General features: G+C 36.2%; 16 protein-coding genes. 5 read left to right on the top strand and 11 right to left on the bottom strand.

The window, feature by feature from the left end:
- Positions 1-2: 2 nt before the first annotated feature.
- A complete protein-coding gene (locus tag LC418_RS01690; RefSeq protein WP_223557876.1) occupies positions 3-536 on the bottom strand; it encodes a hypothetical protein in 534 nt (177 codons plus the stop codon).
- An 18-nt stretch (positions 537-554) separates the two neighbouring features.
- Positions 555-1106: an RNA polymerase sigma factor gene (locus LC418_RS01695; RefSeq protein WP_034701130.1), complete on the bottom strand. Its 552-nt coding sequence runs from the start codon at positions 1104-1106 to the stop codon at positions 555-557.
- A gap of 190 nt (positions 1107-1296) precedes the next feature.
- Between LC418_RS01695 and LC418_RS01700 the strand changes: the two genes are divergently transcribed.
- The 4 genes from LC418_RS01700 to porW all read left to right on the top strand — a co-directional run bounded on the left by LC418_RS01700 (position 1297) and on the right by porW (position 5780).
- The gene (locus tag LC418_RS01700; RefSeq protein WP_223557877.1) at positions 1297-2046 is read left to right on the top strand and encodes a Rossmann-like and DUF2520 domain-containing protein; all 750 of its coding nucleotides are present in this window, start codon (positions 1297-1299) and stop codon (positions 2044-2046) included.
- The gene (locus LC418_RS01705) at positions 2036-2554 is read left to right on the top strand and encodes a KdsC family phosphatase (RefSeq protein ID WP_111953931.1); all 519 of its coding nucleotides are present in this window, start codon (positions 2036-2038) and stop codon (positions 2552-2554) included. Before LC418_RS01700 ends, LC418_RS01705 begins: the two co-directional genes overlap by 11 nt.
- Positions 2555-2560: 6 nt before the next feature.
- Complete coding sequence (locus LC418_RS01710; protein ID WP_111953933.1) at positions 2561-3115, top strand: Maf family protein; 555 nt, start codon at positions 2561-2563, stop codon at positions 3113-3115.
- A gap of 85 nt (positions 3116-3200) precedes the next feature.
- Positions 3201-5780: a type IX secretion system periplasmic lipoprotein PorW/SprE gene (porW, locus tag LC418_RS01715; protein WP_223557878.1), complete on the top strand. Its 2580-nt coding sequence runs from the start codon at positions 3201-3203 to the stop codon at positions 5778-5780.
- Between the two features lie 56 nt (positions 5781-5836).
- Here the strand turns inward: porW and tsaB are convergent, their stop codons facing one another.
- The 8 genes from tsaB to rpiB all read right to left on the bottom strand — a co-directional run bounded on the left by tsaB (position 5837) and on the right by rpiB (position 12978).
- Positions 5837-6523, bottom strand: coding sequence for a tRNA (adenosine(37)-N6)-threonylcarbamoyltransferase complex dimerization subunit type 1 TsaB (gene tsaB, locus LC418_RS01720; protein ID WP_223557879.1), 687 nt, complete (start codon positions 6521-6523; stop codon positions 5837-5839).
- 147 nt (positions 6524-6670) lie between these two features.
- The gene (locus LC418_RS01725; RefSeq protein ID WP_223557880.1) at positions 6671-7420 is read right to left on the bottom strand and encodes an SDR family NAD(P)-dependent oxidoreductase; all 750 of its coding nucleotides are present in this window, start codon (positions 7418-7420) and stop codon (positions 6671-6673) included.
- Positions 7421-7468: 48 nt separating this feature from the next.
- Positions 7469-7840: a YraN family protein gene (locus LC418_RS01730; protein WP_223557881.1), complete on the bottom strand. Its 372-nt coding sequence runs from the start codon at positions 7838-7840 to the stop codon at positions 7469-7471.
- Entirely contained in the window at positions 7840-8265 is a 426-nt protein-coding gene (locus tag LC418_RS01735) for a hypothetical protein (protein WP_223557882.1), read from the bottom strand. The genes LC418_RS01730 and LC418_RS01735 overlap by 1 nt, the downstream gene beginning before the upstream one ends.
- Positions 8266-8282: 17 nt before the next feature.
- The gene (locus tag LC418_RS01740) at positions 8283-9212 is read right to left on the bottom strand and encodes a S66 peptidase family protein (protein WP_223557883.1); all 930 of its coding nucleotides are present in this window, start codon (positions 9210-9212) and stop codon (positions 8283-8285) included.
- Positions 9209-9895 (bottom strand): LysE family translocator, encoded by a 687-nt coding sequence (locus LC418_RS01745; RefSeq protein WP_111953945.1) that lies wholly within the window; start codon positions 9893-9895, stop codon positions 9209-9211. Before LC418_RS01745 ends, LC418_RS01740 begins: the two co-directional genes overlap by 4 nt.
- 65 nt (positions 9896-9960) lie before the next feature.
- Positions 9961-12114 (bottom strand): ribonuclease R, encoded by a 2154-nt coding sequence (gene rnr / locus LC418_RS01750; protein WP_223557884.1) that lies wholly within the window; start codon positions 12112-12114, stop codon positions 9961-9963.
- 429 nt (positions 12115-12543) lie between these two features.
- Positions 12544-12978 (bottom strand): ribose 5-phosphate isomerase B, encoded by a 435-nt coding sequence (gene rpiB / locus LC418_RS01755; protein WP_111953949.1) that lies wholly within the window; start codon positions 12976-12978, stop codon positions 12544-12546.
- Between the two features lie 554 nt (positions 12979-13532).
- Between rpiB and LC418_RS01760 the strand changes: the two genes are divergently transcribed.
- A complete protein-coding gene (locus tag LC418_RS01760; protein WP_111953951.1) occupies positions 13533-14723 on the top strand; it encodes a phosphoglycerate kinase in 1191 nt (396 codons plus the stop codon).
- Between the two features lie 528 nt (positions 14724-15251).
- Here the strand turns inward: LC418_RS01760 and LC418_RS01765 are convergent.
- On the bottom strand, positions 15252-16088 hold the full coding sequence (locus LC418_RS01765; RefSeq protein WP_223557885.1) for a class I SAM-dependent methyltransferase: 837 nt from the start codon (positions 16086-16088) through the stop codon (positions 15252-15254).
- Positions 16089-16173: the final 85 nt, after the last annotated feature.

The raw sequence follows: 16173 nt of genomic DNA on the forward strand, positions 1-16173 counted from the left end.
TCTTAATTATATAAATCTAAATAAACGTCCTGAGTCGAATTGCTTGCCAGTTCTGATATTTCGGAATTGGAAAAAGAATCCAGATATTCATTCATTTTAATTTCTTCTTTTTTAGTGGCAGCTTTTACAGGCTGCGAAGCTGTTGCGCTTTCAACATCCTTTTTAGGAGTGTATGAAATAGCTTTAGTTCCCTGACTACTAACTGTTTGATTATTATTTTCAACAGAAGTTAAATCTGCTTCCAAAGTTTCATAAGCCCGTTCGCTTTCTGTTTTTGGTTCCTGAATGTTGACTGCTAATGTTTTTGAATTCGCCACATCTGCCGCCGTATCATTGTCAGAATTAAAAACATACGTTGCTCCGAATATTAAAGCAAGCGATGCCGCAGCAGCATACATCCAGTTTAATTTGAAAACCGGTGCTTTTTTATTCGCTTTCACTTCGTTCATTACATTATCCTGGATATTTTCAAATAAATGATCCGGAATTTTGTAAATATTCTTACGTTCTAGTTTTTCTATGTCGAACTCTTTCATCTTTGTTTGTTCAAAAAATTATCTCTCGTAATTTTCTTTAATATACTCTTCTATTTTCTGTTTGGCATAATGATAATTCGTCTTTAAAGTCCCCACAGACATATCTACAATTTTAGAAATCTCTTCATAGGGTAAATCATCATAATACCGCATCATAAATACCAGTTTCTGCTTTTCGGGCAGGCTTTGTATGGCGTTCTGGAGCAGCAGCTGTATTTCTTCCGCATCTCCTTCCGTATTGTCGGCCACCAGGTTCTGCATATAATACTCAGGATCTTCATCCGTTTTCTGCATTTTTTTCAACTTGTTGACCTGCTGTAATGCTTCGTTGGTAGCAATCCTGTAAAGCCAGGTATACAGCTGACTGTCATTTTTGAACTGGTGAAAATTCTGGTAAGCTTTAATAAAAGTCTCCTGTAGCGTATCCTGAGCAAGATCTCCATCCACAATAATTCTTCTGATATGCCAGTACAATCTGCTTTGATAAGCATCCATCAAGGCACGGACTCCTTTTTCCTGGGTCCGTGGATTCTGCATCAACGAAATAATTTCCGCGTCCTTAATCTTCATAAGATGCTTTCACTGTTTTGGATTACAAAAATAGCCGAAAGTTAAATTACTTATTCAATTTTCGGTCCAAATATTTAAAATAATATCAGATCATTACTTCATGTGCCTTACATAATAGGAACAGAGATATTCCACCATAAACTTCAGGGAGCTCTGCCTCCGTCTTCCTTTAAAATCTTATCTTTGTTAGATGCAAACTGTAATTATAGGTTCCGGAAATGTGGCTTATCACATGGCAAAGGCGTTTAGCCTGAAAAATATTCCATTAATGCAAGTTTTTGGAAGGAACGACGAAGAATTAAAGAAGATTTCCGGGGAATTGAATGTTCCTTATTCTACGGAGCAACTTCAAGATGCAGACCTGTATATCATCTGTGTAAGCGATAACTCCGTTGAAAATGTTTCTCAGCTTATCACCAAAAAAGACTGTCTGGTTGCCCATACTTCGGGATCTCTTCCCAAAGAAATTCTGAAAGGCGCGTACCGAAAAGCGAGTTTTTATCCTTTGCAGACATTTTCAAAATCAAAAGAACTGGATTATGAGAAGATTCCGTTATTTATTGAAGCTGAAAATGAACAGGATAAACAGCTTCTTTTTGAAATTGCTTCCAAAATCTCAGAAAATGTGATGGAAAGCAGCCACGAGAAAAGAAAATATATCCACCTTACCGCAGTTTTTGCCTGCAATTTTGTCAATCATCTTTTCGCAAAGGCAAAGGAGATTTCAGATTCGCAGGAAATTCCATTTAATTATTTTCTGCCTTTGATTGATGAAACAGTACAGAAAATTCATGAGATCGAGCCTAAAGCCGCCCAAACCGGCCCAGCCGTAAGAAATGATGTGAGGATACTGGAATTACATGAACGGTTATTAAAAGACGAAAGTCTTGAAATTTATAAAACAATGAATCATTCTATTCAAAAAATGTATGAGCTATAAAGAGAAATTAAAAGATATTAAGGCATTTGTATTTGATGTAGACGGAGTTTTTACAGATGGAAGTGTTTATCTGATGCCCGGTGGAAATATGTGCAGGGTAATGAATGTTCTGGATGGTTATGCAGTAGTTAAAGCACTAAAAAACAATTATTTAATCGGTGTAATCACTGGCGGAAATGATGAAATGGTAAAGCACAGGATCAATTATCTTGGAATAGAGGACTATTATCCAAAGTCACACGATAAAATGGTTGACTTTGAAGATTTTAAAAAGAAATACAATCTTAAAAATGAGGAGATCCTGACAATGGGAGATGATCTTCCTGATATTCACATTATGGAAAATTCTGCTATTTCAGCCTGTCCTGAAAATGCCGTTCCTGAAGTAAAGGGAATATCTGATTATATTTCTGCCAAAAAAGGAGGAAGCGGGGCAGTACGTGATGTAATAGAGCAGGTCATGAAGGTTCAGGGGAACTGGCATGATGATAATACGCAATCTGTATAAAAACTTATGAAATTACTTTTAGCATCCCAGTCACCAAGAAGAAAAGAACTGCTTTCAAGCTTAGGCTTCGATTTCGAAGTTGTAAAAATAGATTGTGAAGAAATTCTTCCCAAGGATATCAAAATAGGAGAGGCAGCAGCTTATCTGTCTGAATTAAAGGCAGCAGCATTCAGAAAACTGTCTGATGATGAAGTACTGTTAACTGCTGATACTGTAGTTGCAATAGATAATAAGGTCCTTGGAAAACCGAAAGACGGGAATGAAGCAAAGCATATGCTGCGGTTGCTTTCTGGAAAAACTCATCAGGTTTATACGGGAATTACCATAAAATCCGTTAATAAAACATGGACTGAAACTGATGTTGCGGATGTAGAATTTGATGAAATTACCGATGATGAAATAGAATATTACGTTCAAAATTTCAAACCTTTCGACAAAGCAGGCAGCTATGGCATCCAGGAATGGCTGGGCATGGCCAAGATCAACAGGATGAATGGAAGCTTTTATACGATCATGGGACTTCCTACTCATTTGGTTTATAAAATTTTGAAAGAAATATAAATATTATTCATTACAAAATTTTGTTATTTTTACAAAATCATCAGCTGCTCATAATAAAAAGCAGATAAGAGAGTTATATTGAATAATGAAAAAGAATATATTATTCCTTTTAATCATGTGCATCGTTGCTTCCTGTGCTACCAAGACCAAAAAGCCGGAACAGCGATCAAAATTCATGAAAGGATTCAACACATATTACAATACCCTTTTTAATGCAAAAGATGCGTTAAACAGCGAATTCACGAGCAGAGACAAGGGACACAAGGACAATTTTTATGCGCCTTATATTCCTATTCTTACTATTGAAGATCAGCCTTTGGGAAGTGATCTGGGCCAATCTGCCGCCTTCGCTGAAAATTCCATGAAAATGGCTGAAGTAAACAGACCTTCTTCTGAAAGAGGAGCTCCGGGGATGCCATCCGGAATGCCCGATGCACAGGGAAATACAACTCCCGGAATGCCTGATGAGCTCCAGAACAAGGGAGCAACTACGTTAGAAATTGCTGAAGCAAAGGCTCAGAAAGCCATCAACAAATATTCTGTTATCAGAAACGGTGAAGAAAAGAATAAAAAGATTTTTGACGCTTACATGATTCTTGTACAGTCCAGAATCTACCAGAACAAGGCTGTACAGGCCCTGGATGCCCTGAACTATGTTTTCACCCACATGAAGGATGATAAAAGGCTTCCTCTCGCGAGAATCTACCAGGGTGTAGCCTATGCGCAGATCAAAGATTATCATAAAGCCAACGAAACTTTTGCCAAACTACAGGGTGAGGATATTAATAAAAGCTATGCTAAACTGCTGAGCATTTATCATTCTGAGGCTCTTTTGGACGCAGGAAAGCTGGAGGAAGCCGGAGCCGAACTGGACAGGGCTTTTGAACTGAATTCTGACAGAAAACTGAAAAGCAGGATAGCCTATCTGAGAGGACAGGTTTCTGAAAACCTGGGACAAAATGATAAAGCCCGTGAAAGCTTTACCCAGGCTTATAAATATGCCAATGATTTTGAGTTTGAAGTAAAATCCCAAATTGCCATTGCTAAAACCTTCAATGGAAAAGGGGATTATAACGGAGCCAAAAACTATCTGGAAGGGATCAGTAAGAAAGGAACTTACGGCTCCAGAAAGAATGAATTTTACTATGCTTTAGGTTTAATGGCCAACAAAGCCGGAAAGAAAGACGAAGCTCAGGAATTCTTTAAAAAATCTCTTTTTGAAAAGGTCTCAGATCCACAGGTAAGAGGTCTTACGTATTATGAAATAGGGAAGAGCTACCTGGAAAAAAATGATTATATCGGCGCCGGAACTTATTATGATTCTGCCCTTACGGTAATGACTTACGAGCCTTCTAAGGTCCTTTTAAAAGACCAGTCTGAATATATTAAGAAGATCTCTAAAAACTATTATCTGATCAAGAAAAACGACAGTATTCTTTCTTTAGCGAAGATGAATGATGCTCAGAAAACAGATTTTTTCTCGAAGTATATCGCCAAACTGAAAGTTAAGGAAGAAAAAGAAGAACAGGAGAGAAGACGTGCAGAAAGAAGCAAAGGTTTTGATTCGGGGGATTATAGCGCTAATTCAATTTTTGCCAATAACACCAATTCTTTTGAAGATTTTGGGGTTACCACCAAAGGTTTTTATTTCAGCAATACAGGAACAATAAGCAAAGGATCATCTTCCTTTAAGCAGATCTGGGGAGACAGGGCATTAGCTGATAACTGGCGTTATTCTAAAAAGATGGCGACTATTGAAGATATGAAAAATGAAGCTCTTGGCGTGACTTCGGCACCTAATCCAAGACGTTTTGAGCCGACTTACTATATTGAGCAGATTCCTACTGATCAGGAAAAACTGAGCCAGTTAAAGAAAGACAGAGACACCGCTTCATTAGGTTTGGGCGTCATGTATCAGAATTATTTTACGAATACCCCTTTGGCAACAAAGACATTATATGATCTCGTAGATGTAAAACCTGAGGAAAAAGTAATGCTTCAGGCTCTTTATGAAATCTTTGCAATGAATTACCAAAAGAATCCTCAGGTCTCTGAAAGAGCAAAACAGATTCTTTTGACCGATTATCCTTATACTTCTTATGCTGAATTTGCAAGAAACCCTAAGAATAATTCATTTGTGAAATCATCAGCAGATGTTGAAAATGAATACAAAAAGGCTTACGCTCTTTATGAAGCTGAAAAGTTCGGGGAAAGCCGTGACATCATAGATCAGACGATACAGAAGTATCCCAAAGATGCCCTTGTTCCGAAATTCCACCTATTGAATGCATTCAACACCGGGAAAATGAGCGGAAAAGAGGTAATGATTCTGCAGCTTGAACAGATCGCACTGAACTATTCTAAAACTCCGGAAGGCATAAAAGCGAAAGAAATGCTAAATTATCTGAAAAGTGAGCTTTCTTTCCAGGCAACGGATAATAAAGGAAATTCTCTTCCACAGCAGCCACAAATGCCGGCACAACCTGTACAGAATATGAATAATGGTATTCCTCAGAATCCAGCCGGAAATGATAAAAACAGCCAGCTTCAGCAGGTTGTACAGGACGCAGATACAGAGCCCAAAAAGCCTAAACAGAAACTGAAAAAGGATAGAGATAAGGATAAAGAAAAAAATCCTGATGGTATTCCGGAAATGCCCAAATAAATAAAAAGCGAAGAATTACTCTTCGCTTTTTTATGTAACTGCTTATTTTTTTATAGTCATACAGAATCTGAAGATTTCTTTTTCTTCACCCCATGGAAATCTTTGAGATAGAACGGTTCAAAGTAGGCAATATCTTCAAACTCTTTTTTATCTATCATTTCTATGGTCTTTCTGATCAGGTATTGTGCAGAAGGGTAGATATCATTCCTAAATTCTGCATCCGGAAGGTTCAGAATTTCTTCGGCCTTCTTAGCACCGTCGCCTACAAAAATCACCCTTTTATCTTTAAATTCCCCGAAAGAGGTTTCATCTAAAATTTTGGCTTCGGTCGGTGAAAGTTCTTTTCCTGTTTTGCCGTCATAAGCAGCCGTATAAACCTCCATTCTCCTCGCATCGACTAATGGCACTATATAATCGTAGTTTTTGCCTAAAAAAGGCTCTATCATGCTTTCTAGAGAATTTACTGCGATTAAGGGAACCTTCAGTCCATAGCAGAAACCTTTTGCAGAGGCAGCCCCAATCCTTAATCCGGTGTAGGAACCAGGCCCTTTACCTAATGAAACGGCTTCTATATCTTTCATGGTAAGCCCTGCTCCTTCCAGCGCCCACTCCACAAAGCTATGTAGGCTTTCAGATTGTTTATAGTTTTCAGAAACTTCTTCGCACAGGCATAGGAGCTTTTCATCGTCTGAAATAGCTACCGAACAGTTTTTGGAAGAGGTTTCGAGGTATAATACTCTCATTTTCTTAATTTAAAAATTGCAGAAAGCGAAATTGCTTTAATTTATGCAAATTTATGGCTTTATTTCTATCTATGCCAGCTCCATAGTTTTTGCCCATTCCAAAAAAGTAAATGAGAAAAGGAGGATAAAAAGTGATATTTTTTCACCTTATTTTCTGTAAATCGTTCTCGGCTCGCTCTGTGCACTAGGATAAATGGTCATATCCGAAACCATCACATGTTTTGGAGCATTAATGCAGTAAGCAATAGCATCAGCAATATCTTCCGCCTTTAAAGCTTCATATCCTGCATATACAGTAGAAGCTCTTTCACTGTCTCCTTTAAACCTTACGAGAGAGAAGTCTGTTTCCACAGCACCCGGCTGGATATTGGTCACTTTGATCCCGAATTCAGTAAGTTCCAGACGCATTCCTTCAGAAATCACATCAACTGCTTTTTTAGTTGCACAGTAAACAGTTCCGTTGGCATAAGTCTGTCTTGCCGCCACTGAACTAATGTTTACAATATGTCCTGAATTACGGTCTTTCATGGAAGGGATGATCATTTTGGAAACATATAAAAGCCCTTTTACATTCCCATCGATCATAGAATCCCAATCATCTGTCTTTCCGGCAGAAAGAGGATCTAAACCGTGTGCATTTCCTGCATTATTAATAAGAACATCAATAGCTTTCCATTCTTCAGGCAGTGAACTTATTGCTTTTTCAACTTCTTCAAGATTCCTTACATCAAAACTTAAACTAAATATTTCGGTAAATTGAGAAAGCTCAGTCCTTAAAGATTCCAAAACTTCATTTCTTCTTCCACAGATAATAATTCTGTTTCCCTGTCTGGCCAAAAGCTCTGCAGTAGATTTTCCTATTCCGGAAGTAGCTCCGGTGATGAGTATTGTTTTCATTGTATTGTAAAATGTATAGTTGTATAGTGTGCAAAGTATTTAGTGACTTTAATTTGCATCTAATGCTTCAAAAGCACTTTCAATATGTTCTATATCTAAATTTCCTTTTCCGTCGGCAAGAACAGAAATAATATCAAATCTTACTTCACTGCTTTTGTTAAATTCTTCAAGATAATGATTGGCCGCAATAACTATGGATTTGATTTTTGTTTTGGTTACCGCCTCCTGAGGCAGCATAAAGGCATCTGTGGAACGTGCTTTTACTTCTACGATGATAATTAAACCTTCTTTTTCAGCAATAATATCGATTTCAGCTTTCTGAAACCGGAAATTTCTGGTAACAATCTTATAGCCGTTCTTCTGCAGATATTCTGCTGCAAGGTCTTCCGCTATTTTACCAAAATCATTATGTGTTGCCATTATTTAAAAGATAATTTATGGTGTGTTGATATCCACACTTCTCTGTTTTTGCAGTCCCAGTAAAATCGTTTTGAAAACAAATCAAACTCACTTTTTTCTGAGGGTTTGAACAGGGTATCATTCAATTTATAAAAATCAATATTTTCAAGCTTATCAAGTGTAAAACCCATTCTGTTCTTGAGTTTAAATGTTTTAAAATCGGGTTTAGAAGCATAGTTCCTTCTTTCCCAAATCTTTCCTCTCTGATCATACTGAGAAAGGGTGTACTCAGCATTACAGGGACATTTCTCTTTATATTCAAACTTTAGTCCTTTGTAAAAGAATAGAAAATAAGAGACTACACTAACTAAAAACAGAATATAAAGCATGCTTTTCACCAGATCCGGAGTGATTTTTATGGGCTCAAAATTTTCAGTAAGCTTCATCCGGAATCATCTTTTTTCTAAAACTCAATCTTAACCTTATCTCCGACCTTCATATTAACTTTCCCTCCAATGATTAAAGGTCTGTTATCTTTAATATGTCCATTCGGAAATCCGAAAACAGTTGGGAATTTATATTTTGAAATTCTGTCAGAAATTAGCTTGTAGGCAAATTCATCGAAGCTTTCTTCGTAGCTTTTATTTTCTTTTTCATCGCCCATATTGGTCATCCCACCAACGATTAATCCTTTTATTTTATTGAAAACTCCGGCTAATTCCAGGGTCATGATCATTCTATCCAAAGCGTAAAAATTTTCCCCTATATCTTCAATGAATAAAATCTTATCCCTGAAGTCAAAAGAATACTTGGTTCCTAAAAGCGCATAGATCAAAGCTAAATTACCTCCGACCAGCTCTCCTTCAATATTCCCTGCCTTATTAAACTTATGTGATTTTAAAGCATATTCAGGCCTTTTCCCTTTTAAAATATCAAAAACCAGATCATAGCTTTCATCTGTAACTCCAAAGCTGGAAGTTTTAATGGTTTGTCCATGAATAGATGCAAAACCTTTTTTCAATAAATAGCTTTGAATAACAGTATTATCGGAATAACCGATATACCATTTCGGATTATTTGTAAAGTTTTTCAGCTTTAAGTGCTGAACCAGATGCTGGCAGCCATAACCTCCTCGAGAGGCCCAGATTGCTGAAATATCCTGATCATTTAAAGCCCAGTTGATGTCTTTAATTCTTTCCTGTTCTGTACCGGCGTAATTATAGCCGTTTGAATATTTAGTATAAAGGTGTTCGCCCAGAACGGGTTCAAAACCTTTGTTTTTAATCATTTCTATTCCCTTTTCGAGCTGAGAAACATCTACAGCTCCGGCAGGGGAAATAACAGCTATTTTAGAACCCTTTTTAAGGGCCTTGGGAAATATTATTTTTTTCATTCTGTTTTTTGATACTTGATTTCTTTTTTCTCAGCTTCTTCTAAACGCCTGTCGAACTGATTAAATTTCTTAAAGCTCTGCAGAAAGATGAAGAAACTGAAAACAATAAGAATCCCACCAACGATTCTTCTGATCTGGTTGGCAAGCTTCTGGGTAAGTTTATCGTGAAATTGTTTTGCTAAGAATATTTTGGCCAGGTCGATACACAAATAGGTACCAATAACGATACTCACATACAGTATAAAACTGCTGGTATCAGGGTACTGGTTTCTTACAGAGATTACTGTAACCAGCCAGAAAAGAATAACCCCCACATTTAAAAGATTGAAGAAAAAACCATTGAAAAACGTTTTAAAATAGTTCTGGCCAATGATTTTTTCTTCACCGGGCATATGCATTTTGGTCCTGGTGACCATCATGACAATCCCATATACAAAAATAAGTATGGAAGTGATCCTGTAAAATCCGGGATGCTTATCTATTAATGTTACAATATCCGCACTTGCATAATATGCAGCAACAATGCATAATAAATCTGCCGTAATGACTCCGAGATCCAGTGCCAGAGCATGTCTTGGCCCTCTGGTGAAGCTGGTCTCAATTAAAAGGAAAAAAATAGGTCCTATAAAAACCAGGCTCAGCATAAATCCTAAGACAATAGCAGATAGTACAAGTTCAAACATTCAATAGTATTTTAAATGAAAAAAAATTTCATCCCATTAATACAAAGTTAGACTTTATGATTTAATTAATCAACAATCTTAAAGTCTAACTGTTTTTGAATAAGGTTGGCTTTTACCACTTTGATCTGAACCTGATCTCCTAACTGATATTTTTTACCGGTCCTGTTGCCATACACTGCATGAGTCTTCGCGTCGTAAGAATATGAATCATCTACCAGATCCCTTAATTTGATTAATCCTTCAGCTCCGTTTTCAGGAATTTCAACCCAGAAACCGAATTCTGCAACACCTGAAATAACTCCTGTAAATGTTTCTCCAAGATGTTTTTCCATAAACTTCACCTGCATGAACTTGATGGAATCTCTTTCTGCGTCGGCAGCCAGTCTTTCCATAGAACTGCAGTGTTTTGCTTTGTCTTCCAGCTCCTGCTTGCTTGGAGATTTTCCTCCGTCAAGATAGTGCTGTAAAAGGCGGTGGGCAAGAAGGTCTGGATAACGTCGGATAGGAGAGGTAAAGTGGCTGTAGTATTCGAAGCCTAGACCGTAATGGCCGATAGACTCTGTAGAGTATACCGCTTTGCTCATACTTCTCATGGCCAACGTTTCGATCATATTTTCTTCTCCTTTTCCTTTGACATCGGAAAGAAGCTTGTTTAAAGATTCTGCAACTTTCTTGGTATTGTCAAGATTCATTTTGTACCCGAAAGTAGAAACAAAATCTCTCAATGCTTCCAGTTTTGCAGGATTCGGATCATCGTGGACCCTGTAAATAAAGGTATTGTTTGTTACTCCACCTTTACTGTTCAATGATACAAATTCAGATACTTTTTTATTGGCTAAAAGCATGAATTCTTCGATCAGGTGATTGGAATCTTTACTTATTTTAAAGTATACCCCGATAGGCGAGTTGTTTTCATCCAGATTGAATCTTACTTCACTTCTGTCAAATGTAATAGCTCCGTTTCTTACACGTTCGTCACGCATGATTTTGGCTAACCTGTCAAGGGTATTGATTTCCTCTGCAAGGTCTCCCTGGCCTGTTTCTATACGTTCCTGAGCTTCTTCGTAAGTAAATCTTCTATCTGAATGAATCACTGTTCTTCCAAACCATTGTTTCTTGATCTCAGCTTTATCATTCAACTCGAAAACTGCAGAGAATGTATATTTATCTTCATTAGGACGAAGTGAACATACATCGTTACTCAAAACTTCGGGAAGCATTGGAACCACACGGTCTACAAGGTATACTGAAGTTGCCCTTTTGTAAGCCTCATCATCCAGGATAGTTCCCGGAACTACATAATGTGAAACGTCTGCAATATGCACACCGATCTCCCAGTTTCCGTTTTCCAATTTTCTTATTGAAAGCGCATCATCAAAGTCTTTTGCATCCTTAGGGTCAATGGTGAAGGTACAGATATCACGCATATCCCAACGCTTTGCAGCTTCTTCATCGGTAATCCTTCTGTCAATTTTATCCGCATCGATCTCAACTTCCTGTGGAAAATCGTAGGGAAGGCCATATTCCGCAAGAATAGAGTGGATCTCAGTTTCATGCTCACCCGGTGCTCCCAATACCTGGATGATTTCTCCTTCAGGATTCTTATCACCTGGCTTCCATTCTATCATTTTTACCACAACTTTATCGCCATTTTCAGCACCTCCGAATTTAGATCTTGGAATAAAGATATCTGTATGGATGGATTTTTTATCACAAACCACAAATCCAAAATCTTTATGGGCAACCACCTGGAATGTTCCTACAAATTCAGTTCTTGCTCTTTCCAGAACTTCCAGTACGGAACCTTCCAGTTTTTTTCCTTTGAAATGATACGTCACGATCAGGACTTTATCGCCCTGTAATGCATCTTTCACATTTTTGGAATGAATAAAGATATCATCTTCCACACCTTCTACATTAACATAGGCATTTCCGGATTGGTTAAAATCAATAACTCCTGTCAAAGTTCCTGCAATCTTCAGATTAACGATATATTTTCCTTTTTCTACTTCTTTGATCTTTTCAGAGCCCTGAAGTTTGTGAAGGGCCTGGATCACCAGCTCTCTCTGGCGGGGATTTTTATACTCTATTCCGTCTGCAATCTGCTTATAATTATAGATCTTCGATGAATTGGTATTCATGAAACGCAGGATCAGTCTTCCGATCTCTATGAGTTTCTGTTCGTTTTTATGGCTTATATATTTACCTTTTCTTGGCATTTTTAATATTATTTAATTGTTATTATTGTAATAATCCGTTTTTGAAATCTCTGAACTGCAGAGTTTTTAAATTCAAAATAAATAAGATTACGAATTAAAACTTTCTATTTATTACTTTTTTCCTCCATAATAAGAGACATTTCAATAAAATCACTTTCAGGAATTATTACCTCTTTATGGATACTGTTTTTATATTTTCTTATTAATTCAACAGCATCAATTTTCTTTCCAATTTATTTACAATGGAACTTAGTCTGTTAAAATTACTACAAATATGGAGAAGAGGGGAGAAAAACCTGTGAATAAATATCTTTTAGGTATCAGGTTTGGGATGGAAATAATAGACTGGTAATTTCTATTAACTGCTGCAAAGATACAAAATAAAAAATAAATAAGGCCTGCAATTTGATTTACAGGCCTTTATATATTTTAGCAAACAGCAATTTTATCTACTCTGTTCTGGTGTCTTCCTCCTTCAAATTCTGTAGAAAGAAATTTTTCAGCAATTTCTATGGCTAATTCTTTAGAGATAAACCTTGCCGGTATTGAGATCATATTGGCATCATTATGCTGTCTTGCCAGCACTGCAATCTCCGGCATCCAGCAAAGTGCGCATCTGATCTTCTGGTGTTTGTTCGCTGTGATCTGAACTCCGTTTCCGCTTCCGCAGATCAATATTCCCAATTCGTTCTCACCATTTTCAACAGATGTTGCGGCAGGGTGAACAAAGTCCGGATAATCCACACTGTCTGTGGAAAACGTGCCAAAATCCTGAACATCAAATTGTTCTGAAAGATAGTTCTTAACAATCTCCTTGTATTCATAGCCTGCATGGTCTGCAGCAATAGCTATTTTTCTTTTCATAATACCTGTATTAAGTCTTTTTAGATTTTATTTCATGACAAAGGTAAGAATAATAACAAAGTCTGTTAGTTAATCCATGGTAATTTGTGAAAAGGTATGTGAATAACTGTGGAAAACTTTTTCCAACTTTCTGTTTTTAAAGATGGATTTATTTCGTAATGGGAAATGTATTTGAAAATTTTAACCACAACTTTCAAAATGTTTTCTCCACTTAATCCAAAGTTTTTCCATAATCAAATAACTAATAATGGATTTGTGGCAAACTTACTCACATCTGTTAATAAGTCTGTGAAAAGACAGATTTACAAGATATTACAATGTGAATTAAATATGAATTGAATAAAAATTATTTGTTACCAATTATTTTGATAAAACTTATCCCCGAAACTAACAATACTCAACAACAACTACATTATTCTTTTCTTTTAAAGAGAAAAAATTGTTGATTAGTGGGTGATTGGGTTGGGGGAAAGTTTTCAAAAAGTTTTGTTTTATTGGTTCTCTTGAAAATGTTTAAAAGCTTACATTTGTGAAACGAAAATTCAAAGATACTTATGAAAACAATCAATGATTTCAATTTTAAAGACAAGAAAGCTCTGGTAAGAGTGGACTTCAATGTTCCGCAGGATGATCAGTTAAAAGTAACAGATAATACAAGAATCGTAGCTGTAAAACCTACAGTAGAAAAAATTATTAATGACGGGGGCTCTGTAATCTTAATGACCCATCTTGGGAGACCTAAAGGCGAAGTAAAAGATGAATTCTCTCTTAAGCATATCGTAGATGAAGTTTCTGCTGTTCTTGGAAAGGAAGTTAAGTTTGTGGATGAATGTATCGGGGAAAAGGCTGAAAAGGCTGCTTCTGAGCTTCAGCCTGGTGAGATCTTATTGTTGGAAAATCTTCGTTTTCATAGTGAAGAGGAAAAGGGGGATGCAGGATTCGCTGAAAAGCTTTCAAAACTTGGAGATGCATTTGTAAATGATGCATTCGGGACAGCTCACAGAGCACATGCTTCTACAGCAGTTATTGCTCAATATTTTGAATCAACTAAGTTTTTCGGTTTATTAATGGCTAAAGAACTTCAGGCTATTGATAAAGTGTTGAGAAAAGGAGAGAAGCCTGTAACTGCAATACTTGGAGGTTCTAAGGTTTCAACTAAAATTACCATTATAGAAAATATACTTCCGGCAATTGATAATCTGATCATTGGAGGAGGTATGGCATTTACTTTTATTAAAGCTTTAGGCGGAAAAATAGGAAACTCATTAGTAGAAGAGGATAAACTTCCTTTAGCTCTTGAGATTTTAGGAAAAGCCAAGGAAAATAAAGTTAAAGTATATCTTCCTTCTGATGTTATTATTGCGGAAGCTTTTAATAATGATGCGGAAAGAAAAGAAGCAGATATCTATGCAATTCCTGAAGGGTGGATGGGACTTGATGCAGGTCATAAATCAAGAGACCAGTTCAATGATGTATTGCTGAATTCAAGAACAATCCTTTGGAACGGGCCGATCGGAGTTTTTGAAATGTCAAATTTTGCGGGCGGGACAGTTGCTTTGGGAGACAGCATTGCTGAAGCTACAAAATTAGGAGCTTTCTCTTTAGTGGGAGGAGGTGACAGTGTTGCTTTTGTGAAGCAGTTCGGTTATGATGATAAAGTGAGCTATGTTTCTACAGGTGGAGGAGCGATGCTGGAAAGTCTGGAAGGTTTGGAACTTCCTGGAGTTGCTGCTATCAATAAATAATATTTTATTTTTATATATAGGAGACCGTCAGATATGGCGGTCTTTTTTTGTTTTGCTTTTAAATTAAGAGTGAGTTGAGGCTAGTTTTCGAAAATGAGTGGTAAATTTCCAATTTTGTTAAAAAGATGTGGATATCTACATCTTTTTATAAAATTTATTTTCTGATGAAAATATGCTATTGGCGAATATTTTTTAAGGTTATTTTTTTTCACATGATCAAATTTTTAACCTTCATTCAAAATTTTGTAAAATAATTTGTTAGCTCAATTTTATTTTCAACAGCTTTTTTATTTGGATAATTTTTCTAACCTGAAATTGGTCAATCAATAATCTTTAGAAATTTACAGCTTGCTATAAATTGATATACTCCTTTTTTACATTTTCTAAATTGTTAAAGGAATCGAGTAGGGGAGTTTTTAAATTTACTTTTTAATTTGACTTATATATTGATCAAAAAATAAACCCGGAATATTCTCCAGGTTTTGTTTTTTTTGTTGAAATTGGTGAAAATTGACCTTCAGAAATGGCTCAAAAATCGATTTTCTGTCTTTTTTCGATAATGTATATCAAACTTGAAAATTCGTTCGAAAAAAGAGCCTTTACGTTAGAAATCGTTCCGTAAATAACTGCTTTTAGCCAAAAAAGAGGTGATTTTTTGTATTTTTCGCTCAGCATGGAGATGTAAAAAGAGTCAAGGACCAAAGGTTTGATTTTTCTCATTTTCCAGTTTGGTTTCTTGGAAATTAAATTTTCCATACCATTTTTGGAGAAATGATAAATATGTCTCGGTACATCATAAGCTGCCCAATATTCTTTGTAATGTTTTGCATCATAAGAAGTAGGGTTGGGAACAGCTATAATGAGGAGTCCTTTATCTTTTAGTTTTCTGTGAAAAATTTCAAGCATCTCATCCTGGTTCTCTACATGTTCAAAAACGTGCCATAATGTAATAGCATCTAAACTGTAGTCCTGAATAATATTGATATTATCAATTACCGTTGCTTTGGATATTTTATTAAGTGCAGCTTTTCTGGCATCGGCATCAGGTTCAAAACCGAAAGTTTCAAAATCGTTTTCTATATATTTTACAAATTCTCCGGCACCGCAACCGTAATCAAGAACTTTAGATCCCTTTTTTATCCTGTCTGCGAGGATATTTTTTTTGTATTGTAGATTAAAAGACTGTAAGAATTTATAAAGCTTTTCTTTAAAACTTCCTGAATCCTGATGATGGGAAATATAATCTTCGCTTTCATAATATTTGGAAATATTGGATGGAATAGGAGAGGTCTTGAAAACCCCTTTTGTTTCTGTTTCTTTTATTTCAAATATTTCCTGTGAAAGAAAATGATCCTTTATTCTCATTGAATTAATTACTTGATATTTAAAAATAAGGTATTTACTGCTTGAAAACTTAAAGGCTATAAATACCTTAATTTTTGCTTTTAAT

This window comes from Chryseobacterium lathyri, from assembly GCF_019970085.1.
Lineage (GTDB): Bacteria > Bacteroidota > Bacteroidia > Flavobacteriales > Weeksellaceae > Chryseobacterium > Chryseobacterium lathyri.

Bases quoted from the DNA above. Each gene is read 5' to 3' on its own strand.
- LC418_RS01705 (WP_111953931.1), top strand. From the start codon at position 2,036: ATGAGCTATAAAGAGAAATTAAAAGATATTAAGGCATTTGTATTTGAT.
- LC418_RS01765 (WP_223557885.1), bottom strand. From the start codon at position 16,088: ATGAGAATAAAGGATCATTTTCTTTCACAGGAAATATTTGAAATAAAA.
- LC418_RS01760 (WP_111953951.1), top strand. From the start codon at position 13,533: ATGAAAACAATCAATGATTTCAATTTTAAAGACAAGAAAGCTCTGGTA.
- tsaB (WP_223557879.1), bottom strand. From the start codon at position 6,523: ATGAGAGTATTATACCTCGAAACCTCTTCCAAAAACTGTTCGGTAGCT.
- LC418_RS01695 (WP_034701130.1), bottom strand. From the start codon at position 1,106: ATGAAGATTAAGGACGCGGAAATTATTTCGTTGATGCAGAATCCACGG.
- LC418_RS01700 (WP_223557877.1), top strand. From the start codon at position 1,297: ATGCAAACTGTAATTATAGGTTCCGGAAATGTGGCTTATCACATGGCA.
- LC418_RS01710 (WP_111953933.1), top strand. From the start codon at position 2,561: ATGAAATTACTTTTAGCATCCCAGTCACCAAGAAGAAAAGAACTGCTT.
- LC418_RS01740 (WP_223557883.1), bottom strand. From the start codon at position 9,212: ATGAAAAAAATAATATTTCCCAAGGCCCTTAAAAAGGGTTCTAAAATA.
- LC418_RS01730 (WP_223557881.1), bottom strand. From the start codon at position 7,840: ATGGCAACACATAATGATTTTGGTAAAATAGCGGAAGACCTTGCAGCA.
- rnr (WP_223557884.1), bottom strand. From the start codon at position 12,114: ATGCCAAGAAAAGGTAAATATATAAGCCATAAAAACGAACAGAAACTC.
- LC418_RS01725 (WP_223557880.1), bottom strand. From the start codon at position 7,420: ATGAAAACAATACTCATCACCGGAGCTACTTCCGGAATAGGAAAATCT.
- rpiB (WP_111953949.1), bottom strand. From the start codon at position 12,978: ATGAAAAGAAAAATAGCTATTGCTGCAGACCATGCAGGCTATGAATAC.
- LC418_RS01745 (WP_111953945.1), bottom strand. From the start codon at position 9,895: ATGTTTGAACTTGTACTATCTGCTATTGTCTTAGGATTTATGCTGAGC.
- LC418_RS01735 (WP_223557882.1), bottom strand. From the start codon at position 8,265: ATGAAGCTTACTGAAAATTTTGAGCCCATAAAAATCACTCCGGATCTG.
- porW (WP_223557878.1), top strand. From the start codon at position 3,201: ATGAAAAAGAATATATTATTCCTTTTAATCATGTGCATCGTTGCTTCC.
- LC418_RS01690 (WP_223557876.1), bottom strand. From the start codon at position 536: ATGAAAGAGTTCGACATAGAAAAACTAGAACGTAAGAATATTTACAAA.